The sequence below is a fragment of the Mycobacterium sp. 852002-40037_SCH5390672 genome, from assembly GCF_001665875.1.
Lineage (GTDB): Bacteria > Actinomycetota > Actinomycetes > Mycobacteriales > Mycobacteriaceae > Mycobacterium.
In genome coordinates, this window is sequence record NZ_LZTA01000014.1 from 101,841 (window position 1) to 120,915 (window position 19,075).

A 19,075-nucleotide genomic window follows, 5' to 3' on the forward strand; every position below is an offset into this window, starting at 1 on the left:
CCGTCGCCACGCTAGCGGAACGCTCGCTCACGCGGGCCGGTGTCAAAGTCCGTTAATCTCGCTACCATGACTCGCCGACTGCGCCCTGGTTGGCTGGTGGTGTTTTTCGCAGTGGTGGTCTCGATCAGTGCGTGGCTGCCGTGGCTCAGGACGACGGTGAACGGCGGGGGTTGGGCCAACGCCATCGGCGGTGCGCATGGCAACCTGGAACTGCCCCGGGGGTTCGGCGGGGGCCAGCTCATCGTGTTGTTGGCCTCGACGCTGCTGGTGGTCGGCGCGATGATCGGCCGTGGTCTGTCGGTCAAGCTCGCTTCGGTTGCCGCGCTGTTGATTTCGTCGCTGCTCGTGGCGTTGACGGTGTGGTACTACAAGCTCAACGTCAACCCGCCGGTGTCGGCCGAATATGGCCTGTACGTCGGTGCGGTCGCTGCCGTCTGTGCGGTGGCGTGCTCGCTGGTGGCCGTGATCGCCGCATTGGCGTCCGGCCGGTCCGGCCGCTGAGCCATCAGGCCGACGGGAATTCGTGCTTTCCCGAAGCGCCGCTGTTGTCGGGCTCGTTGACGCCGAATACGAAGGACGCGAACACGATTTCGCGCCCGTCGGGGTCGCGAAAGGTGACGGCGCCGGTGGCCGCCCAGTAGGGGTGTTGTTCGACAGGTTGCACTCCCGCGTCGTGCAGGCGTGCCAGGGCGGCTTGTTGCGCCTGTTGGTCGGGAAAGTACAGACACAGCTGCTCATGGTGGTCCACCGCGACGGCCTCGGCGGCCTCGACGATTTCCATGGTGAGGTTCCAGCTGGGCAACCCGAAGATCGCTCCGTTGCTTCCGTAGCTGTCCCCGAACGTTTCATAGAGCGGCAGCCCCACCAGATCGCGGTAGAACTGCACGGTTTCCGCGAAATGCGAGGAGCGATGCGCGAATCGGATGGCGCCGATGGGCGCCAGCTGCGGCGGCCAGTGCGTCATGTGGTGGTGCCTGCCGTCGCTCATCATAATCCGATGGCCGCGGCGGCAGAGGCGGCGCTGTCCCACCGGCGTAATTGAGCACCAGGTGCCCATGTCGCGTGGGTGCCGCTGGAAATCCGTTCCGGCAGTCGAAGTTTGCACACCGCGCCGTCGCCGACCCGGGCGGCGTCCAACACCAGGCAATAGGAGGCGTCGGCGTTCATGTCGGTGGTCAGTGTGATGAGGTAGCCGTCGTCTTCATCGGTGGCGCCCACGCGCGGCGTCATCGCGGTTTCGCTGCCGTAGACGCCCTCGCCGAACGAGAACCCCTCCTCGGTCCCGGTGCGCAGGTCGTGTTTGACCAGACCGTCGAACAAGAACCAGCCGGGCTTGCCGGTGGCGGCATAGGCGTAGCGGTAGTCACCTGCGGCGTAGTCAGGATTGATGGTGCCGAACTCGGTGATGGACTCCGAGAGCTGCTCTTCTCGCACCGCCCCGGTGACCAGATTGAAGCGCCACCGGTGCAGCCGAGCCTGCAGGCGGTCCAGGGCCAGAAAACGAAACAGCTTCTCCCACTTGGTTCCTCCGGTATCAAGCGGTGACGGCTCGCCTTCGAAGAAGCCGTCCAGCACGATCTCGTCGCCATCTTCGTAGGCGTTGGTGAAGTGCAGCACGAACGTGGGGTCGGCCTCGAACCAGCGAATGTCCCCGGTGCCGCCGCGGCGCGGGATCACCGCGAACCGCGACGGCATGTCGGAATAGAAGCGCGGCAGGTGCACGTCGTGCTCAAGCAGCTGGGGGTCCCAGAACAGCGGGAAATCGTTGAGGATGGCGTAGTTCTCGGTGAAGGCCATGTCGTGCGGGAGACGCGGACCCGGGAGCGGGATGTCGACAAAGTGCGCCAATTCGTTGCGCTCGTCGACCACCCCGTAATGCATATACGGCTCTTGCTTGCTGTAGTTGAAGAACAACAGTTCACCGGTTCTGTTGTCTACCTTGGGATGTGCGGACACGCCCCAATCGGCTGGAAAACCGCCGTTCCACGACTCCTTGCCGAGTGTGTCGGCCGAGTACGGGTCGATTCGGTACAGGTCGCCGCACTGGTAGAAGCTGGTCAGCGCGATACCGCGGTGGACGATGACGTCTGTGCTCGATGCGTCCTTCATCTTCGTCCGCGCGCCCCACCCTGGCTCGCGCCGGGCCAGTTGCACGGGCTCGGCCAGACCCGGCCACAGCGGTTCGCCCGCCTCGTTCTCGGCCAGGAAACCGTCGGTACGGATGAATCGGTTGCGGTAGAAGGCTTTTCCGCCGCGGAAGCCGACCACGTGCACCATGCCGTCGCCGTCGAACGGGTGATAGGTCTTCAACGCCGGGTGCAGCGGATTCTCGGTGTTGCGCAGGTAGACGCCGTCCAGGTCGCGGGGAATTTCGCCTTCAACGGCGATGAGGTCGTCGGCGTCCCACTCGGTGGTCTGGGGGCGCCACGGTCCGGTGCGGTAGGGGTGGTCGTCATCTTCGGGCAGGGTGGACAGGAACTTGCCGACGATCTCAACGTCCATGGTCATGCGCCTTCGGTGCGGGTGACGACGAAACCGTGGTGGCGGTGCGCCGGCCGGAGGCCCCGACCGGGTGTCCGCCGCCGATCAGTCCGCCGCGCGGCGTCGACGATTTCGGCGGTCAATGCGGCGAAGTCGCGGCCTTCTTTGGTGAGGTTAGGAGCGAAATCGCCTGGCTGACTGCCGAGAATCCACACACCGGTCGACCCATCCATACGCCGACGGTACTCCCGCAGGTCCGGGTTGTCGGGCCTATCGGCGAGCCGGTGCCGACGGGCGCGGGTCGGCGAAGGGGCCCAAAATAGGGCGGCCCCGTCGGCTCTCGGGCTGAACCGACGGGACCTAGACGAATGCGAAGGCCGGCCGACGCAATCGCCTCTGTTGGATCATTGCCACCAATGACGGTCGACAAACATGCTGACCCAATCTGTTTCAGTGTGACACGCAATTGGCGCCGCGCCTGCCAAATGACGATTCTCGTTATGCGTGTGTGCAACACGGTCGTTGCCGGTTCCGCCGACGCGACGCTGAGCTGCGGTAAGTGGTGCGCTTGTACCGATTGAGTCGGCGGCAGAACAGGCGGGTCGCGCGCCGCCCCGGCCCGCGTGCTGAAATGCCCGCCTCGTAGCCACAAGCCGGCTCCCCGGCGGCAGCGCCCACCTCTGGGTGCCACCGGTCCGGGGTCCATCGTGGCAACGGGCGGGGGTCCCGCGTAATCCAGTTCGACGGCAGCGGTAGCAAAGCGGGCAGCGCTTTTCAGCTGCCTATACAAGCAGCCAGCTAATCGGTCGAAGGGAGCGCTGCGGTGCGGAATCGCTGCGTTGCGACACGGTTACGGATGGATACCTATCAGCTCATCACTGGTCACATATGCCCCGCAGATCACTATCGTCACATGGGCCAGCTGAAGGACGTCAATGCGGTGTCCTACCCCTCGAAAGGTGCTACATGTCGGCGTTTCTGCGAAGTGTGTCGCTCACGATGGCGTCGGCGGCCGCTGTCGGATTCGTCCTCGTGGTGGGGCCCGCGCCAGTTGCAAACGCCACACCGTGCGGGGCGCCCGAAGCGAACGTGGATCCTCCGGCCGCGCCGCCGGCTATGCCCGCTCCTCAGCCGGTCGTCCAGCCACCGACCGGGCGCAGGCCCACGCACACCAATGACCAGGCGCCGCTCCCGCGGCTGGGTCCGCTGATCTCGTCATTGCTCAAGCCGACCGCTCCGGGCCGGCAGTACTCCGCACCGATGCACCCGCAAGCCGAGGTGTTGCCGCCCGGACCCAATCCGCCCGCGCCCGGAGTCCCCGTGGTGCCGCCGAACGCCAACCAGCTGCGCCCGAACGCCGCCGCGATTCCGCAGCCGCAACCGCAGCCCGAACCCGGACCGCCGCCTCCTTCGATCGCGGGAGCTCCGACATCGCTCGTCGACTGGGTGACCGGACCGAACGGCCCGAACAAAACCCTGCAACGCTTCAGCATTTCAGGTACGGACCTCGGGATTGCCTGGGACAACGGCGATCCCGCCAACCGTCAGGTGCTGATGGCCTTCGGCGACACCTTCGGCTATTGCAAGACGCACGGCCAGCAGTGGCGCTACAACACCCTGTTCCGCAGCAACGATCACGATCTGTCCAAGGGAATTCACATCGCCGACGGGGTGCCGAACGACAGGTATTCCGGGTCGCCGGTGTGGGCACCCGGACTTTCCAAGCAGGTCGTCAACACCATCCACAAGGCGGCGCACGAGACGGGAATCATTCCTACCGCGGCGATGTCCATGGGCAGAACCCAGTACATGAGCTACATGTCAATCCGCCAGTGGGGCCGCGACGGCGAGTGGTCGACGAACTACTCGGCGATCGCCAGGTCTAACGACAATGGCCAGAACTGGGGGATCTTCCCGACCACCATTCGTACGGCCTCGCCGGATGCCATTCCGGGAGCCGGGTTTACGCCAGGAAATGAGAATTTCCAGATGGGCGCGTTCATGAAGGGGAACGACGGTTACCTGTACCAGTTCGGCACGCCGTCGGGACGTGGTGGTGCGGCATTTCTCTCACGCGTCCCACCGAATCAGTTGCCCGACCTGACCAAGTACCAGTACTGGAACGGCGACAACGGCGGTCATTGGGTCGCGAACAATCCGGGCGCGGCGACGCCGATTTTCCCGGGACCGGTCGGCGAAATGTCGGCCCAGTACAACAGTTATCTCAAGCAATACCTGGTGCTCTACACCGACGGCGGCAGCAACGACGTCGTGGCACGGACCGCGCCGACGCCGCAAGGGCCATGGAGTCCCGAGCAACCGCTGGTGTCCTCGTTCCAGATGCCCGGCGGTATCTACGCGCCGATGATCCATCCCTGGTCGTCGGGCCGAGACCTGTATTTCAACCTGTCGTTGTGGTCGGCATACGACGTGATGCTGATGCACACCGTGCTGCCGTAGAGCCGTTGCCGTCGAACAACGATGGACGAGTGAGAGGAGGGCGACGATGATCGCCTTGAAGTGTCACGACGATTGTTGCGGCCTCGCCGACCCGCTCACTCCTCTCGCGGCGGCGGCGCTACCCGACGATGTGCCCGTTTCGTCGGCAGGCGAGTTCTGCCGGGGCGAGGGCGCCAACGGTGCGGACGCCCATACGGTGTTCGACGGTCACCGTCCGGACTTTTGGACCGCGGGCAGGCCGGGGCTGCGAGACATCGAGGTGTGCATCGAAGGGACCCGCGCCGACGGCGCGATAAGCCTGGGCCTGGTGGTCAACGGCCTGGATTGCAGTGGTGTTCCGATTGATCAGGCGCTTTCGCTCGCAGACGCCCGGGGGGATGCGGGCGTCTGCGGCGTCAGCTGCCGGGGAGGTGGACACCTCAAGGCCAGTTAGCCAGCGGCTGAGGGCTTTTCGCGAGGTCGATCGCGGGGCGATCGATTACGGGCCCGGTTGGGGTGGCGGCGGAATCCACCGCTTGCCATCTGTTGTCCATCCGCACGGCAGATAGTCCCAGTGCCCTGGCGGTTGGGGATCGAACGACAAGCACTTCGGTGAGTAGAAAGAGGGTGCTGGAGGAGGAGGTGGTGGCGGCTGGTCCTTAGCGTGGGCGATCGCCCCGCTGAGCATCACGGCCCCAACGGCCATCAGTGTCGCGACTAGCTTCCGCATCGCAGGCTCGGTAGGTCTTATGCCCCAACGAAGCGACGGGCGCTACGTTTCTTCCCTCACACGCACGGTATAGATGGTAGTCCTCTTTTCCGCGCAAGTGCGGAACCTGAATCGCTCCTGCCGACGAGGTCGGGCGCCGGGACGTGCCGCCGGCCACTGTCGCCACACAGGACCGGCATCACTACCCAGACAAGATGACGTCCCGCTGCGCCTGGGTCGCGGTGTCGGGGCTGTCCGGTGTGTTTGTTTGACCGCGGCAGACCGCAACGGCCGAGGGCTGAGCCCAGCTCGCGGCAACTTGGAATCTGGTGCGCCCGAGGCAGTTCAGCACTGGCACATAGGGCCACCTGGGGATAGCGCGAAAGAAAAAGGAACGTCCGCTTGGGCTGAACGGCGCTACGCGGCGCTGTGCCGATGCCACGGCGCATGTGTCTTTTTCATCTCGCGGCTGCCCGTCGCCAGGTGAGATATGGAAGCCAACGCCACGTCGCTGCTTCGCGCGCGATGGTCGGCGTCGCGACGGATGCACCAGACGGTCGTCATGGCCGCGGCGGCCAGCGTCAGGGCCAACACGATCACAACGTCGCCCAAGGCGAGCAACAAAACCATGCCCCCGATAATCCATAGCGTCTCAGCAATTGGGTAACGGGCATTCGAGCGTTCGCCGGTGATGGTCTGCCGCATGTCGGCCTCGCTAAGTGTGAAGGGTCGCCCTCGATTCGGTGACTACGCTGTGCAACACCCGAGCGGCCGGAAGGCTGCCCAACCTGGGCACGAGGTGACCCAACTCACTGCGCGCTTATGCCGTGGAAGCACCTGCGCGTTTTTGGTTGGCCAACGCGGCGAGCCCCAAGCCAAGAAATAGCGCTGCGCCGCCCCCGGTGACGATGGCACCGGTCGGCGGCAGCGTCTGACGCTGGATGCCGCGGAGCGCTGCGATGATGTCCAGGGCGTCGGTGAGCAGTCCGAGTTGCAGTGCGCGGGTGCGCAATCGCGGTGAGGCGTCCGTGACGGCGAGGGCCAGCGTCAGTTCGCGAGACCCGAACAGTTGGGTGATGAAGGGCTGCTGTGTAGCAGTGGCGAGCCCAAACAGACGTGCGGCCTTAGCTGGGGCAGCCCATGCGGCGAGGCCGGTGGCGAATCGCAGTGCCGCGAATGTAGGGATGAGGGCACCGTTCGGTGTGGTGGTCATAGGACCATCCTCTTCTACAGTGCTGCCGATTCGTGAGTGTTCCCGCGCCATCTGGTCGCTCGGCCAACCATCCAGCGGCTTTGGCATACTTCATCGTGGGGCCAGCGAGCAAACACAGTGTTGTCCGGGATTCACACAGCAAAGGAAGCTGGTTTCAACTTGTCGCCCGCGCTGCGCCGGACGCTGACGTGACCGCGTTTGGCGTGGTGCGCCCCGGCAGAATTCGAACCTGCGACACGGGTTTTGCAGTCGACGGTTCGCGGTGGGTGCCGGTAGATGCGTTGAATCCTTGCGCCGCAAAGGATTACGGCGCTTGATCGTTGCCGACAGTAAAGGCTCAGCGACGCGGCATATCGCCGCATAAAGTCTTTCACCGATGAAGGTGAATCGCTGCTGACCAACAAGTAGACCCATCAGTCGGCTTTGAAGTACGCCGGCTACGCCAGCCCCGCAGAGTGGGGCCGGGAAAAGGCCAATCCCTGCGAACTGGACAACGGCCTCGCATTCGTCAAAGGCGACACGATGACCGTGCCCGAGAACGTCGCCAGGAACGGGAGTAATCCCGCTGGGTTGAGCGAGTCAGCAGCAAGAGCAGGCCAATGACCCGAGCGGCCGAGCACCAAAATCGTTTGCTGATTATCCATCGTTATAGCTGGGTATTCATGCGATTGTGCGCTTCATTTACGTCGTTGTCGCGGTCGGCATAGCCATCGCCGTCCTGTTCGTCGCCCCGGCTGTGCTGATAAGTGCGTCTGCTCGCGCTGACTTCAGCGGTTACACTAATTGCGTCGGAAGCATTACTGAAGTCCCGCTGTGGGAACACGACTCCCAAAACATGCAGCTTGTCGGAGTTATTGAGCAGGATCTAAATTCTGGTGTTTCCCGTGCTGCTGAAACGCAGAAAGTAGCGCAGATGGGATTCGACGCGCGCCTTGCCAATAGTATTGTGGAGTGCGTTATTCAGGAGCACCCGTAGGGAAAGTTCGACCAGTCGTTGTCGATTCTTCCTTGCCCGAACACCGGGCAACAGTGGACCACTACGGCGGGCTCACCTCCTCACGGTCATCCATGCTGTTGCTGTTAGGTCGCAGACGTCGGATGCGGGGCGCCTGGTGTTGCTGGCCGGCTGGCTCAGCCAGGCACAATAATGAGCTTGCCCCGCTTGGCGAATCCGTTTTGTTCGAGTTGCGTAAGGGCTGAGATTGCCTGCGATAGTGGCACCGTTTTGGCGATGGGTAGCCGCAGCACCCCTTCGCCGGCGGCCCTCGCGACCGCCTCGATATCGGATGTGACCGCCTTGGCGATCACGACGTGGAATGGGCCAGGCAGGACGCTCCTGACGATGTTCGCTGGACTCGGCTTGACGCTGATGATACGACCGTTGGCCGTCAACATCTTTCGGGCATCTCTGACCGGTAACGTGCCGGCGGTGTCCAGGACGACATCGAATCGGTGTGTGAGGGCGGTGGGATCGAAGTCGAAGTCGACGATCGGATCGATACCGAGTTCGCGCGCCTCGTCCGCCGAGCCGGCCCGGCAGCTTCCCGCCACGGCCGCCCCGTGTGCCAGCGCGAGTTGTACCGCCGAGCGACCCACTCCCCCAAGGCATCCGTGCACGAACACCGACTCGCCACGCTGCATCTTCCCTTCATTGAACAGGGCTTGGTACGCGGTCAGACCGACAGTGGGAACGGCGGCCGCCGCCTCGAACGTCAAGGCAGCGGGCTTCGTGACGACACCCTTCTCTTCGGCGACGACCACGTCGGCGAACGCGCCTGACCACTTGATCGGCGGCCCCCCGAGCACTTCGTCACCCACACGCAGCCGGGTCACGTCGTCGCCGACAGCCTCGACGATGCCGGCGAAGTCGTAGCCCATCCCGCGTGGGAAGGTTCGGCCGGTCACCATCCTCATCGCGCCGTTTCGGATCCCGAAGTCCATCGGGTTAGCAGCGGCCGCGCGCACCCGGACGAGAACATCGTCGGCGCCGAGTTTCCTGGGCTCGAAGCCTTCGAGCCGCATGACGTCCGGTCCACCGTAGCGGTGGTACTGAATTCGCTTCATCGTGGGCATGTGAGTTCTCCGATTAGTGGTGTCGTGTGTCAACGGGATAGGGGCATTGCCAGAACAGATTCGAGGAATGCCAACGTTCTGTGATGCAGCGGAGCCGCGTTGAAGTGAGCAGACCCGTGGTCGCCGCCGACGATCTCCACCAGGTCCGCCCGGACCCCCACGGCTGTGAGTGCGCGATGCAGGCGCCGGCTCTGCTCGATGCCGACGCGACGATCCCTGTCCCCGTGGGCGATCAGGAAGGGTGGCGCGCCGGGATGTGCCAGGCGGCACAGGTTTCCCCGCTCCACCACCTGCGGTTGGCTGGATGGCACGAATCCGAAGAAGCGCGCCAGTGTGGTGTCTGGACCGTGCATTCGTTCGATGGCGTCGGGGTGTGCGTCCTCATCGTGTTTGAGGAAATCGGTGGGTCCGTAGTGCTCCACGACAGCAGTCAGACCGCAGGACACCTCCGAAGAGGGTTCGGTGCTGCTCACCAGGTCGCTGTCGTCTTCGGCGAGCGCAACGGCGCTGATGAGGTAGGCGCCTGCGCTGGAACCGAAGCCCACGATGCGCTCAGAATCCAAGCTGTAGCGATCGGCGTTGGTCCGCACCCAGCGCACGGCCGTAGCGACATCTTGGATGGCCGCAGGAAAGACGGCCTCGCCACTGAGCCGGTACTGGACCGACACCACCGCCAGCCCCGCCTCGAGCAGAAATCGCCATGGGCCCATTTGCTTGATGCCGGTGAAAAAGCCTCCCGGATGTGCGTACACGATCACGGGAACCGGTGTGGCCGCAGGATGGTGCGGGATGTGCAGATCCATGGTGAGTTGCCGAAATCCGATGCGAGTGGCGTACGGGCGATCCAGATGACTCGCTACCCCGGGGAAGACTTCCACCGGTGCCAGAGTGTCGAATTCGGGCCGGAGCACTGCCGAGAGCATTTCGTCAGGGATATCGACTGGCATGCCGGGAATGTGCAAGGGATGACTCCTCTCGAAATACGTTGCAGTAAAGGCTATTTACGCCTCATGGCACATGCGGCGCGGTCTCGATGAGAGCGCGGCCGAGCAGCCAGCCGAACATCTTGGCCGACAGGGATCGCGGAATCAGGTGTTTAACCAGAAGATCCGCAGCGCTGTTGGTGACGCCTGGGATGACGCGCGCCCGCGCGCCCAGGCTGTTCAACGCCGCCTCGGCAACCTGCGACGCCGCCATTCTTGGGCCGCTGATCTTCTGAGGGTCAAGGCCAAAGGATTTTTCGGTGATTTCGGTCTTCGTCATCCCAGGCGAGAGGACCAGGACGTCGACGCCGTCTTTTTTCAGTTCGTAGTGCAACGCCTGGCCCAGTGACGAGATGTACGCCTTGGCCGCGGCGTAGTTGGCCACGTAGGGCGCGGCGCTGGCGTCGAGGCTGGACGCCACCAAAACGATGGCTCCGCGACCCCGCCGGACGAACGCATTGCCGAAAACGTACGCCATCTGCAGTGGCACCACCGCATCAAGGGTGAGGACTTCGAGTTCGTAGGCAAGCGAACTGTTGACCAGCGGCCCTGCAGAAGAGATGCCGGCATTGGCCACGACTAACCCGACGTCGAGATCGGTGACCCGACGGGCCAGTTCGTCCACTGCACCCTCGGCAAGTAAATCCAGGGCGAGCACGACACTCTCGGTGCCGTGTGCACGGGAGAGCTCGGTGGCCAAGGCGTCCAGACGGTCTTTGCGGCGCGCCACCAAGATGACGTTGACGCCCGCCGCACTGAGGTGGCGTGCGAATTGCTCTCCGATGCCTGAGGACGCCCCGGTCACGAGTGCGTACTGTCCGTAGGCTGCGCGAAGATCCTTCATTCCGATTCCTGTCTGCGCAGAGGGTCATATTCCGGCGCCGACAGCACGGCACCAGGTGTCATCACACTACATCAATACGGCACTTGGTGTCATCACTACGTCTTCGCGCTTTAGAATGCGGATATGAGTCGGTGGGAACCCAACGCGGCCGAGCGATTGGGAGCCGCGGCGGTGGAATTGTTCGCCGAGCGCGGATATGAGGACGTCACGGTCGTCGAGATCGCTGAGCGCGCGGGATTGACCAAACGGACGTTCTTTCGTCACTTCGCCGACAAACGCGAGATTCTATTCCGCGGCCAGGATGCCTACCGCGGCATGTTCGCCGACGCCATCGCCGGTGCGCCCGACGAAGCCGGCCCCATGGAAGCGATCGGGGCCGCACTGACCGCGTTCGCCGCCGGCTTCACAGACGACCGCCGCGAACTTGTGGCCAAACGTCAAGCCGTCATCGACGCCAATCCCGAACTCAAAGAGCGAGACCTGCTCAAAGCCGCCGCCCTGACAACGGCGATAGCTGACGCGCTGGTCGCGCGCGGGGTAAAACCGCCTGTCGCGAACCTGGCCGCCAACTTCGGCGCACTCGCCCTCGCCGATGCCTTCCAAAGTTGGCTGCAACCCGGAAATCGGAAATCCATGACCACGCTTGTCCAGCAAGCGATCCGAGACCTCGACACCGCAATAGAAGCGCTGCGCAAAGGCCCTTGACAGTACTAGCGCGGCGAATCCAACGAGCATCACCGTGCCTCCGCTGAACTAGCCGAGATGGCCATCAGCGGTGGTGTCGAACTGGAAGTCCATCGCCCAGATCACGTTCGGTCGGATCGGGCAAATCGCCCCGACCGGCGCACCGATGCCGGTTAAGCGTTTCTTTCTGCGGCGCTGCGGAACCCGCAGGCCTTCCTGGCGCCACAGCCGGCGGATGCGCTTGTTGTTGACCTTCCAACCAGCTCGCCGTGCCGCGATCGCGGCACGGCGACATCCCCAGCGGGGCCGCTCGGTGGACAACGCGCGCAGCCAGGCCCGCAACTCGGCCTCCTCATCGCTGATCGGCGGTGATTGCAGACGCATGGTGGAACGGTGGATACCGACCACCGCACACGCCCGCCGCTCGGAGACCCCGAACCGCTCGCGCAGCATCCCAACGGCGCTGCGCTTGCGATTCGGGGTCAGAAGTTTCCCGCCGAAATCTCCTTGAGCATGTCGATGTCAAGGGCCTGGTTGGCGACCAGCTTCTTGAGCCGGGCGTTCTCGGCCTCAAGTTCCTTGAGGCGCTTGGCGTCGCTGGCCTTCATCCCGCCGTACTGGGCGACCCAGCGATGCCAGGTCGACTCGGTGATCTCGAGGTGGCGACACACTTCGCTGAGCTCCTGCCCTGTTCCGAGGAGCTTGTTGCCCTCGGCGAGCTTGCGGATGATCTGATCCGGCGTGTGCCGCCGGCGCTTGTTCGCTGCCATGTCGTCGTCGACTCTTCCTGCCCGAACATTCAGGCATCAGGGTCACACAACGACTGGACCACTACGAAGGGCTCACCTCAGTACAGCTAGGAGCGGGAGCTGAACAAGCCCAATCGAATGATGATCGGCTGCCCGAAGGAGAGTGGGGGCTGACCGATCAACTGGCCAGCTTGTGCCCCCGGCAGGATTCGAACCTGCGACACCGGCTTTAGGAGAGCCGTGCTCTATCCCCTGAGCTACGAGGGCGGACGGGCCTGAGCTTACCGGCAGGCCTGCCCATATATCGTCGCGGCGGTCAGCGCAGTTCGGCGATCACTTTCGAGAAGTTGTCAATGTTGTTGTCCTGCACGGTGAAGGACGACACGGCGTACTTTTCCCGGTATGCGGACAAGGTGTCGGCAATCTCGCGGGGCGAACCGCTGAGCACCGAGGGCTGGGACAGGATCTCCTCATCGGACAGGTCCGGCGAGTAAGTGCGGGTCAGCTTGAGGTCTGGCTCGGTCTCCCCGGCCCTCGGCATCGCCGTGATGGCCAGATTGAGCTCGAGTGAGTCGAACCGATCCCCGGCGGCCTTGCGGACAAAGTCGACACGCTCGGCGAACGGATCCTCGACGTCGCGCACCTTGGAGCCGGTCAGCCCGATGATGTCGGCGTTGCGGGCAGCGATGGTCAACACCCGGTCGCCATTGCCGGCGATGATCAGCGGCGTCGATGGATGGTGTTCCTTGAGATACTTCGTCACGTGTTCGAGGTAGTCGACCCGGGCGCCGGCGCTGGGATACGGGATCTCCGCGGCTTCGAACTCTTCCCGGACGTAGCCGGTGCCGAGTCCGATCTCGAGGCGACCGTCGCTGAGCAGATCCAAGGCTTGCATGTCCCGGCTGAGCAGGGCCGGCTTGTAGAACGCGGAATTGAGTACATACATGCTCAGCCGCAGCGTCTTCGTGACCATCGCGACCGCGGTCAGGGTCGGGAAGGGCGCGGCGGCGCCCAAATGATCGGGCACACAAAGAATGTCGAAGCCGGCGTCTTCAGCGCGCTTGGCCTTCTCCAGCAGTGCCTCGCGCGACTTGAAGAACCGCATACTCATTCCGAAGCGAAAGTCCTTGGCCACCAACAATCTCCGTTCAACGATCCGACATTGACCAACTACGGGCGGCGTCCACCAACCCCTGAATCAAGGTGCTGGTGACCGACGACAAACCGTCATCGTCCGGCAGCGGGCTGCGCGGGCTGATCCCCCGGACCCGCGCCGAGAGCTCCAGTTGGGTTCCGCCGTCACGCACCCGGTTCACCGGGTTGCGCGGGTGCAGGCCCCGCAATTCCGGCGGGATGTCGTCGAGGTCGGTGATCACCTGGTAGCCGGGCAGCTGGATGTGCCTGCTTAGGTGAGCGGCCAATGTCCGGTTGCGACCGCCTGCCAGCAGCTGGGTGCTGCGACCATGGCGGCCGTACCCGTGCAGGGACACCGCGACCTCGACATGGTCGAGGAACTCCGCGAGCCGCGTCGATTCGGCCGGGTCGAACCGTGCCGACGGCAGGTGGTGCGGGTAGTGGTCGGGGTGGCGCACCACGTACACCGACGCTCCGGCTGCCTCGGCGGCGCGTTCGGCGATCACATCGGTCATCTCTTCCAGCCCGCCGCCGTGGATCGCCAGAAAGCCGAAACGCGAACGTAATTGGCTGAACTCGGTCATGCCCGGCTCATTCAGCAACGCTGAAAGCGACCGCGGCCCCGGCCCGGACGCCGACGATTTCGCGCGTGGCCAGCCGGCGGGATCCCAGCGGCGCAAGAAGTCGACCCAGCGTTGTGGCAGCCCGTGCTGCGTGGCGCCGTCGATGATCTTGGGCAGGTACCCCGGTCGGGGCGGGCCCGGCGTCACCCGGTGGTCGATGTAGACCCAGGCCGGTGACGGGCCGTCGTCGGTGTGGACGGTCATTTCGTCGCGCCGGTAGCGCACCGGCACACCCTCGGCGCTGTCCAACGTCGCCAAGTCACCGTCGGAGATCTGCCAGACCACGCCGTACACCCGGTTACCGGCCAGCGGTTCGACGGTGGCCACGCCGCGCTGGTTGATCAGCCAGTCGTGATCGGCCAGGACCGCGGGCCGCGGATGCGCGGCGTCGGGACAGCGTTGCGCCATCTGCCTGACGCATAGGTTCGACCCGTATGCGAAGTAGAGATGCCGGCGGGCCGGCATTCAGCCGGTCACCGTCAGCCAGATGAGCACCACGTTAAGCAGACTAATCAATACGCCGACGGCCCAGCCAAGAATCGTGGTGATGCGGTGATTGACGTCGCCACCCATCAGCTCGCGATTGCTGGTCAGCTTGATCAAAGGCAGCACCGCAAAAGGTATTCCGAACGACAGCACCACCTGGGACAGCACCAACGCGCGGGTGGGATCGAATCCCACCGCCAGGATCACCAGGGCGGGCACCAGGGTGACCAACCGTCGCACCACCATGGGAATCGACCGGTGCAACAACCCCTGCATGATCATGGCGCCGGCGTAGGCGCCCACCGATGACGACGCCAGACCGGACGCGAGCAACCCGACCGCAAACAGCACCGCGATGGTCGCGCCCAGCGTGTTGTGAATTGCGGAGTAGGCGCCCTCGATGGAGGCGCTCACGTCGCGGTGTTGCAGGTTGATCGCGGCGATGAGCAGCATCGCGGCGTTCACCGTGCCGGCCACCGTCATCGCCAGCACGACATCCCAGCGGGTGACGCGCAGCAGCAGACGCCGGTGTGACCCCTCGTCGGGATGCCCGTGCCGGTCCAGGACGAGACCGGAATGCATGTACACCGCGTGCGGCATGACGGTGGCGCCGAGGATGGCGGCCGCCAGCAGCACGCTTTCGGTGCCGCGGAAGCGGGGGACCAGCCCACCGAGCATCTCCTCCGGAGGGGCCGTCTTGACGAAGAAACTCGCGGCGAACCCGATCGCGATGACCAGCAGCAGGCCGGTGATGACCCGCTCGAAGATGATCTGTCCGCGCCGGTCCTGAATCCCCAGCAGCAGCAGCGCCACCAGGCCGGTGATCAGACCGCCGGCCAGCAGCGGCAGGTTGAACAATATGTGCAAAGCGATGGCCCCGCCGACGACTTCGGCCGCATCGGTGGCGATGGCCACGAGTTCGGCCTGAGCCCAGTAGACCAGCCGCGCCGCGGGGCCCATCCGCCTGCCGATCGTTGCGGGCAGGGAGCGTCCGGTGACCAACCCCAGCTTCGCCGACAGGTACTGCACCAGGCCTGCCAGCACATTGGCCGCCACGATGACCCACAGCAGCAGATAGCCGTATTGCGAGCCGGCGCTGACGTTGGCAGCGACATTTCCGGGGTCGACGTAGGCGATGGCGGCGACAAAAGCGGGCCCGAGCAAATACCAGTTGCCCTTGAGCGAGCCCTGGGTGCGCTGCCCCAACGTGCCGACCTCGATTCACTTCACCGAATAAGAAAGTGAGGTTAGTCGAACATCGCCGCGCGACCCTCAGCGGCTAGGGCGTTTCCCGCCCTCGGGCCTCACTGCGGGAGGTAGAGACCCTTCCCCGTGACCAGGGGAAGGTCCAGGGTCGTCACGATGCCCGGCTGGGCGGCCACCACTGCGGGGATGGCGTTGACGACCCGCATCGCGGTGGCCACCAGCCCGGCGTGGTTGTGGTCGCCTTTGCGGCTGCTCAGACAGACATCCACCGCGTAGGACGGTTCGCCGGTGATTTCGATGCGATAGGAGCCCCCCTCCTGGGCGGGCTGCGGCCAGTCGGGGCACAGGTCCTCGCGCAGCCGGGTGACGTGTTCGAGGACGACCACAGGGTGGCCGTTGACCATCCCGAACACCTCGAAACGCAGCGCCGCGGCGGTGCCCTTGGCGATATGCCCCGACGCGATGTCGAAGTCCTCGGGGGCCGGAACGCGGACGTAGTCCTGGGTGACCTCGTCAAGCGAAATGCCCAAACCCGCCGCCATCTGGCGGATCACCGATCCCCACGCCAGGCTGAGCACGCCCGGTTGCAGCAGCATGGGGATCTCGTCCAGTGGCTTGCCGAATCCCATGACGTCGAACATGACCGCGGCGCTGTCATACGTGGCGTAGTCGACGATCTCCATGCACCGGATCTGCTGGATGCTCTGGCAGGTGCCCGCCAGCGCCAGCGGCAGCAGGTCGTTGGCGAAGCCCGGATCGATGCCGTTGACGTAGACGCTCGAATTCCCTTCGCGCGCCGCATCTTCCAGAGGCTTGATAAGCTCCTCGGGGATGACCTGCCACGGATACTGCAAGAAGACCGGTCCGCTGCCGACGATGTTGATTCCCGCCGCCAGCACGCGCCGGTAGTCCTCGAGCGCCTCGGGCAACCGGTTGTCGGCCAGTGCGTTGTACACGGCGCATTGCGTCCCGGTGGCGAGCACGGCGTCCAGGTCGGTGCTGGCGAGCACACCTGTCGATTCCGCCAGGCCCGCAATCTCCGCCGCGTCCCTACCGGCCTTGGCGTCGGACGACACCCAGACGCCTTTCAGTTCGAACTCCGGATTGGTGATGAGCGCCCGCAGAGCGTGGATACCGACGTTGCCGGTGCCCAATTGGACGACGGGGATGGGCATGACTAGCTCCTTAGCGGTTGGGGGTCACAGATCCGGGACGGGGATGTCGAGATTGGGGTAGGTCAGGCCGCCGTCGACCTCAAGCGTCTTACCGGTCAGGAAGCTACCGGCGGGGGAGGCCAAATAGACTGCGGCAGCGGCAATGTCGACGGGATCGCCGAGCCGGCGCATCGGTGTGGCCTTCTCCATCGGCGCTCGCAGTTCGTCGTTGGACGCAACCACGTCCAGCGCGGAGGTCAGGATTGAACCCGGGGCGATCGCGTTGACGCGAACACGTGGGCAGAGATCGAGGGCGGTCAGCCGGGTGTAGTGCGACAGCGCGGCCTTGGCCGTGCCGTAGGCGGCGAAACCACGCCCGGCCAGTCGGCCCATGGTCGAGGTGATGTTGATGATGCTGCCGCCGTCGGAATGCTCCAGCATCAACGGCACCGCCGCCAGCGTCAGCGCGTGGGCCGTGACGACGTTGAAGGTGAAGGCTTCTTTGAGATCCTTCGTCGAGGTGGTCAGCAGCGTGTTGGGCATGGTCCCGCCGACGTTGTTCACGACGATATCTAGTTTCCCGAAGGCCTCGACGGCCTGGCCGGCGAGTTCCGCGGTGGACTCGGGATGCGCCAGGTCGGCGGCCACGACATGGGCCCGCCGTCCGACGCCGCGGACCTGTTCGGCGACGGCTTCTAGTTGTGATTCCGTGCGTGAGGCGATGAGCACGTCCGCGCCGGCCTCGGCGAAGGCCAGCGCGATGGCTGCCCCGAGGCCGCGGCCTGCACCAGTGATGACGGCGACTTTGTCGTCGAGACGGAACCTGTCAAGGATCATGGCGGCCTCTCTTGTTTTCGGTGTCAGCCGACACGGTAGCAAGCCGCACCGTCTCAGATCGGGCATTTCTGGAACAGGTTCTACTTTTGCATCCGGGCGCGCCGATCGGGCCTGTCGATGGGCCTGCGCAGGCGTGCACGCGCCCGACCGTTGGGCGACCGGACCGCGCCAGCGGTACCGCGGGGGACCGCGCGGCCATTCGCCCGCCGTTAACCTTGGTGCTGTTAGCTGAGCGGCGGCGATCATGTTTGGTCTTCACCGTGAGGAAGTAACTTGAGGCGCAACCGATTTGGTGCCGCATTGAGTGTCCTGACGGCCGGCGCGCTGGTGTTGTCGGGATGCGGGAGCAACGGCACCCGAGCGTGGGGGAGTGGGGCGACCCCGTCGGGCCAGGTCAGTTGCGGCGGAAAGAAGTCCTTGAAGGCCAGCGGATCGACCGCCCAGGCCAACGCCATGACCCGCTTCGTCAACGCATTCGAGCGGGCCTGCCCCGGCCAGACACTGAACTACACCCCCAACGGTTCGGGTGCGGGGATCGGTGAATTCACCGGAGGTCAAACCGATTTCGGAGGCTCGGATTCACCACTGGCCCCAATCGAATACTTCGCGGCCCAGACGCGATGCGGTTCGCCGGCGTGGAATCTGCCGGTGGTTTTCGGCCCGATTGCCGTCACTTACAACGTCAAGGGCCTCAACTCGCTGATCCTCGACGGGGCCACCACCGCGAAGATCTTCAAAGGCGCGATCACCGCCTGGAACGATCCCGCGATCCAGGCGCTGAACCCCGGCCCCGCGCTGCCCGCCGAGCCCATCCGGGTGACGTTCCGCAGCGACCAGTCCGGCACCACGGACAATTTCCAGAAATATCTGGACTCCGCCTCCGACGGCGTTTGGGATCGGGGCATCGGTAAGACATTCAACGGTGGCGTCGGCGAGGGCGCCGACGGCAACGGCGGCACGTCGGCGGCAGTGAAAGCCACCGAGGGGTCGATCAGCTACAACGAATGGTCGTTCGCTGCGGCGCAGAAATTGACCATGGCCAGGATCCTCACCTCGGCCGGGGCGGATGCGGTGTCGATCAGTGCGGATTCGGTCGGGAAGACGATTTCCGGTGCCACCCTCACCGGGCAGGGCAACGACTTGGTCGTGGACACCTTCTCGTTCTACAAGCCGACCCGGCCCGGTTCCTACCCGATCGTGTTGGCCAGCTACGAGATCGTCTGCTCGAAGTACCCCGACCCGCAGGTCGGTGCGGCGGTAAAGGCCTTCCTGCAAAGCACCATTGGTGCCGGACAGAACGGCCTTGCGGACAATGGATATATCCCGGTACCGGACTCATTCAAGTCCCGGTTGTCGGAATCCATCGACGCCATTTCGTGATTCGACACCGGACTTCGCGGTGCCATCGGCGCGTAGGCATACACCCGCGCTTTCCTTTGCTGAGGCATTGTGCCGAGATG

General features: G+C 64.6%; 18 protein-coding genes, 1 tRNA gene and 2 pseudogenes. 6 read left to right on the forward strand and 15 right to left on the reverse strand.

The features are described 5' to 3' along the window. Positions 1-66: 66 nt before the first annotated feature. Positions 67-501: a hypothetical protein gene (locus tag A5782_RS03560; RefSeq protein WP_067095214.1), complete on the forward strand. Its 435-nt coding sequence runs from the start codon at positions 67-69 to the stop codon at positions 499-501. A gap of 4 nt (positions 502-505) precedes the next feature. On the opposite strand, the gene A5782_RS03565 is transcribed toward A5782_RS03560, so the two are convergent. From A5782_RS03565 to A5782_RS27170, 3 genes and pseudogenes are all read right to left on the reverse strand, one after another. Then, entirely contained in the window at positions 506-988 is a 483-nt protein-coding gene (locus A5782_RS03565) for a VOC family protein (protein ID WP_369815577.1), read from the reverse strand. After that, complete coding sequence (locus tag A5782_RS03570) at positions 988-2,502, reverse strand: carotenoid oxygenase family protein (protein ID WP_156623774.1); 1,515 nt, start codon at positions 2,500-2,502, stop codon at positions 988-990. Before A5782_RS03570 ends, A5782_RS03565 begins: the two co-directional genes overlap by 1 nt. A 101-nt stretch (positions 2,503-2,603) precedes the next feature. Further along, positions 2,604-2,714, reverse strand: a pseudogene (locus A5782_RS27170) (hypothetical protein); the annotation flags it as partial. A gap of 733 nt (positions 2,715-3,447) precedes the next feature. Here A5782_RS27170 and A5782_RS03580 point away from each other — a divergent pair. Beyond that, entirely contained in the window at positions 3,448-4,941 is a 1,494-nt protein-coding gene (locus A5782_RS03580) for a DUF4185 domain-containing protein (protein WP_067095225.1), read from the forward strand. A 46-nt stretch (positions 4,942-4,987) separates the two neighbouring features. Further along, positions 4,988-5,374, forward strand: a complete 387-nt coding sequence (locus tag A5782_RS03585) for a hypothetical protein (protein ID WP_067095228.1) — start codon at positions 4,988-4,990, stop codon at positions 5,372-5,374. 672 nt (positions 5,375-6,046) lie between these two features. On the opposite strand, the gene A5782_RS03590 is transcribed toward A5782_RS03585, so the two are convergent. Next, entirely contained in the window at positions 6,047-6,334 is a 288-nt protein-coding gene (locus tag A5782_RS03590) for a hypothetical protein (RefSeq protein WP_067095231.1), read from the reverse strand. A 115-nt stretch (positions 6,335-6,449) separates the two neighbouring features. Then, entirely contained in the window at positions 6,450-6,842 is a 393-nt protein-coding gene (locus A5782_RS03595; protein WP_067095234.1) for a hypothetical protein, read from the reverse strand. A gap of 670 nt (positions 6,843-7,512) precedes the next feature. Here A5782_RS03595 and A5782_RS03600 point away from each other — a divergent pair. Continuing rightward, complete coding sequence (locus tag A5782_RS03600) at positions 7,513-7,818, forward strand: hypothetical protein (protein WP_067095237.1); 306 nt, start codon at positions 7,513-7,515, stop codon at positions 7,816-7,818. Between the two features lie 155 nt (positions 7,819-7,973). On the opposite strand, the gene A5782_RS03605 is transcribed toward A5782_RS03600, so the two are convergent. The 3 genes from A5782_RS03605 to A5782_RS03615 all read right to left on the reverse strand — a co-directional run bounded on the left by A5782_RS03605 (position 7,974) and on the right by A5782_RS03615 (position 10,742). Continuing rightward, on the reverse strand, positions 7,974-8,906 hold the full coding sequence (locus tag A5782_RS03605) for an NADP-dependent oxidoreductase (RefSeq protein WP_231986585.1): 933 nt from the start codon (positions 8,904-8,906) through the stop codon (positions 7,974-7,976). Between the two features lie 38 nt (positions 8,907-8,944). Continuing rightward, entirely contained in the window at positions 8,945-9,862 is a 918-nt protein-coding gene (locus A5782_RS03610) for an alpha/beta hydrolase (RefSeq protein WP_082942762.1), read from the reverse strand. Between the two features lie 61 nt (positions 9,863-9,923). Further along, positions 9,924-10,742: an SDR family oxidoreductase gene (locus tag A5782_RS03615; RefSeq protein ID WP_067095242.1), complete on the reverse strand. Its 819-nt coding sequence runs from the start codon at positions 10,740-10,742 to the stop codon at positions 9,924-9,926. A 123-nt stretch (positions 10,743-10,865) separates the two neighbouring features. Here A5782_RS03615 and A5782_RS03620 point away from each other — a divergent pair, with 123 nt between their 5' ends. Further along, the gene (locus A5782_RS03620; RefSeq protein ID WP_067095245.1) at positions 10,866-11,447 is read left to right on the forward strand and encodes a TetR/AcrR family transcriptional regulator; all 582 of its coding nucleotides are present in this window, start codon (positions 10,866-10,868) and stop codon (positions 11,445-11,447) included. A 60-nt stretch (positions 11,448-11,507) separates the two neighbouring features. On the opposite strand, the pseudogene A5782_RS25125 reads toward A5782_RS03620, so the two are convergent. The 7 genes and pseudogenes from A5782_RS25125 to A5782_RS03660 form a co-directional block, all read right to left on the reverse strand. Beyond that, positions 11,508-12,196, reverse strand: a pseudogene (locus A5782_RS25125) (transposase); the annotation flags it as partial. 173 nt (positions 12,197-12,369) lie between these two features. Continuing rightward, a tRNA-Arg gene (locus A5782_RS03635) sits at positions 12,370-12,442 on the reverse strand. Positions 12,443-12,491: 49 nt separating this feature from the next. After that, positions 12,492-13,316 carry an LLM class F420-dependent oxidoreductase gene (locus tag A5782_RS03640; protein ID WP_082942763.1) on the reverse strand — a complete coding sequence of 275 codons (825 nt, stop codon included), beginning with the start codon at positions 13,314-13,316 and terminating at the stop codon, positions 12,492-12,494. 7 nt (positions 13,317-13,323) lie between these two features. Continuing rightward, positions 13,324-14,397: a poly-gamma-glutamate hydrolase family protein gene (locus tag A5782_RS03645; RefSeq protein ID WP_067095252.1), complete on the reverse strand. Its 1,074-nt coding sequence runs from the start codon at positions 14,395-14,397 to the stop codon at positions 13,324-13,326. Further along, a complete protein-coding gene (locus tag A5782_RS03650) occupies positions 14,398-15,639 on the reverse strand; it encodes an Nramp family divalent metal transporter (RefSeq protein ID WP_197694093.1) in 1,242 nt (413 codons plus the stop codon). Positions 15,640-15,722: 83 nt separating this feature from the next. Next, positions 15,723-16,799: a diacylglycerol kinase gene (locus A5782_RS03655; RefSeq protein WP_067095258.1), complete on the reverse strand. Its 1,077-nt coding sequence runs from the start codon at positions 16,797-16,799 to the stop codon at positions 15,723-15,725. A 24-nt stretch (positions 16,800-16,823) separates the two neighbouring features. Next, a complete protein-coding gene (locus tag A5782_RS03660; RefSeq protein ID WP_067095261.1) occupies positions 16,824-17,615 on the reverse strand; it encodes an SDR family oxidoreductase in 792 nt (263 codons plus the stop codon). Positions 17,616-17,888: 273 nt separating this feature from the next. On the opposite strand from A5782_RS03660, the gene pstS reads away from it, so the two are divergent. Then, positions 17,889-18,995 carry a phosphate ABC transporter substrate-binding protein PstS gene (gene pstS / locus A5782_RS03665; RefSeq protein WP_067095264.1) on the forward strand — a complete coding sequence of 369 codons (1,107 nt, stop codon included), beginning with the start codon at positions 17,889-17,891 and terminating at the stop codon, positions 18,993-18,995. The last annotated feature ends 80 nt before the right edge of the window (positions 18,996-19,075 follow it).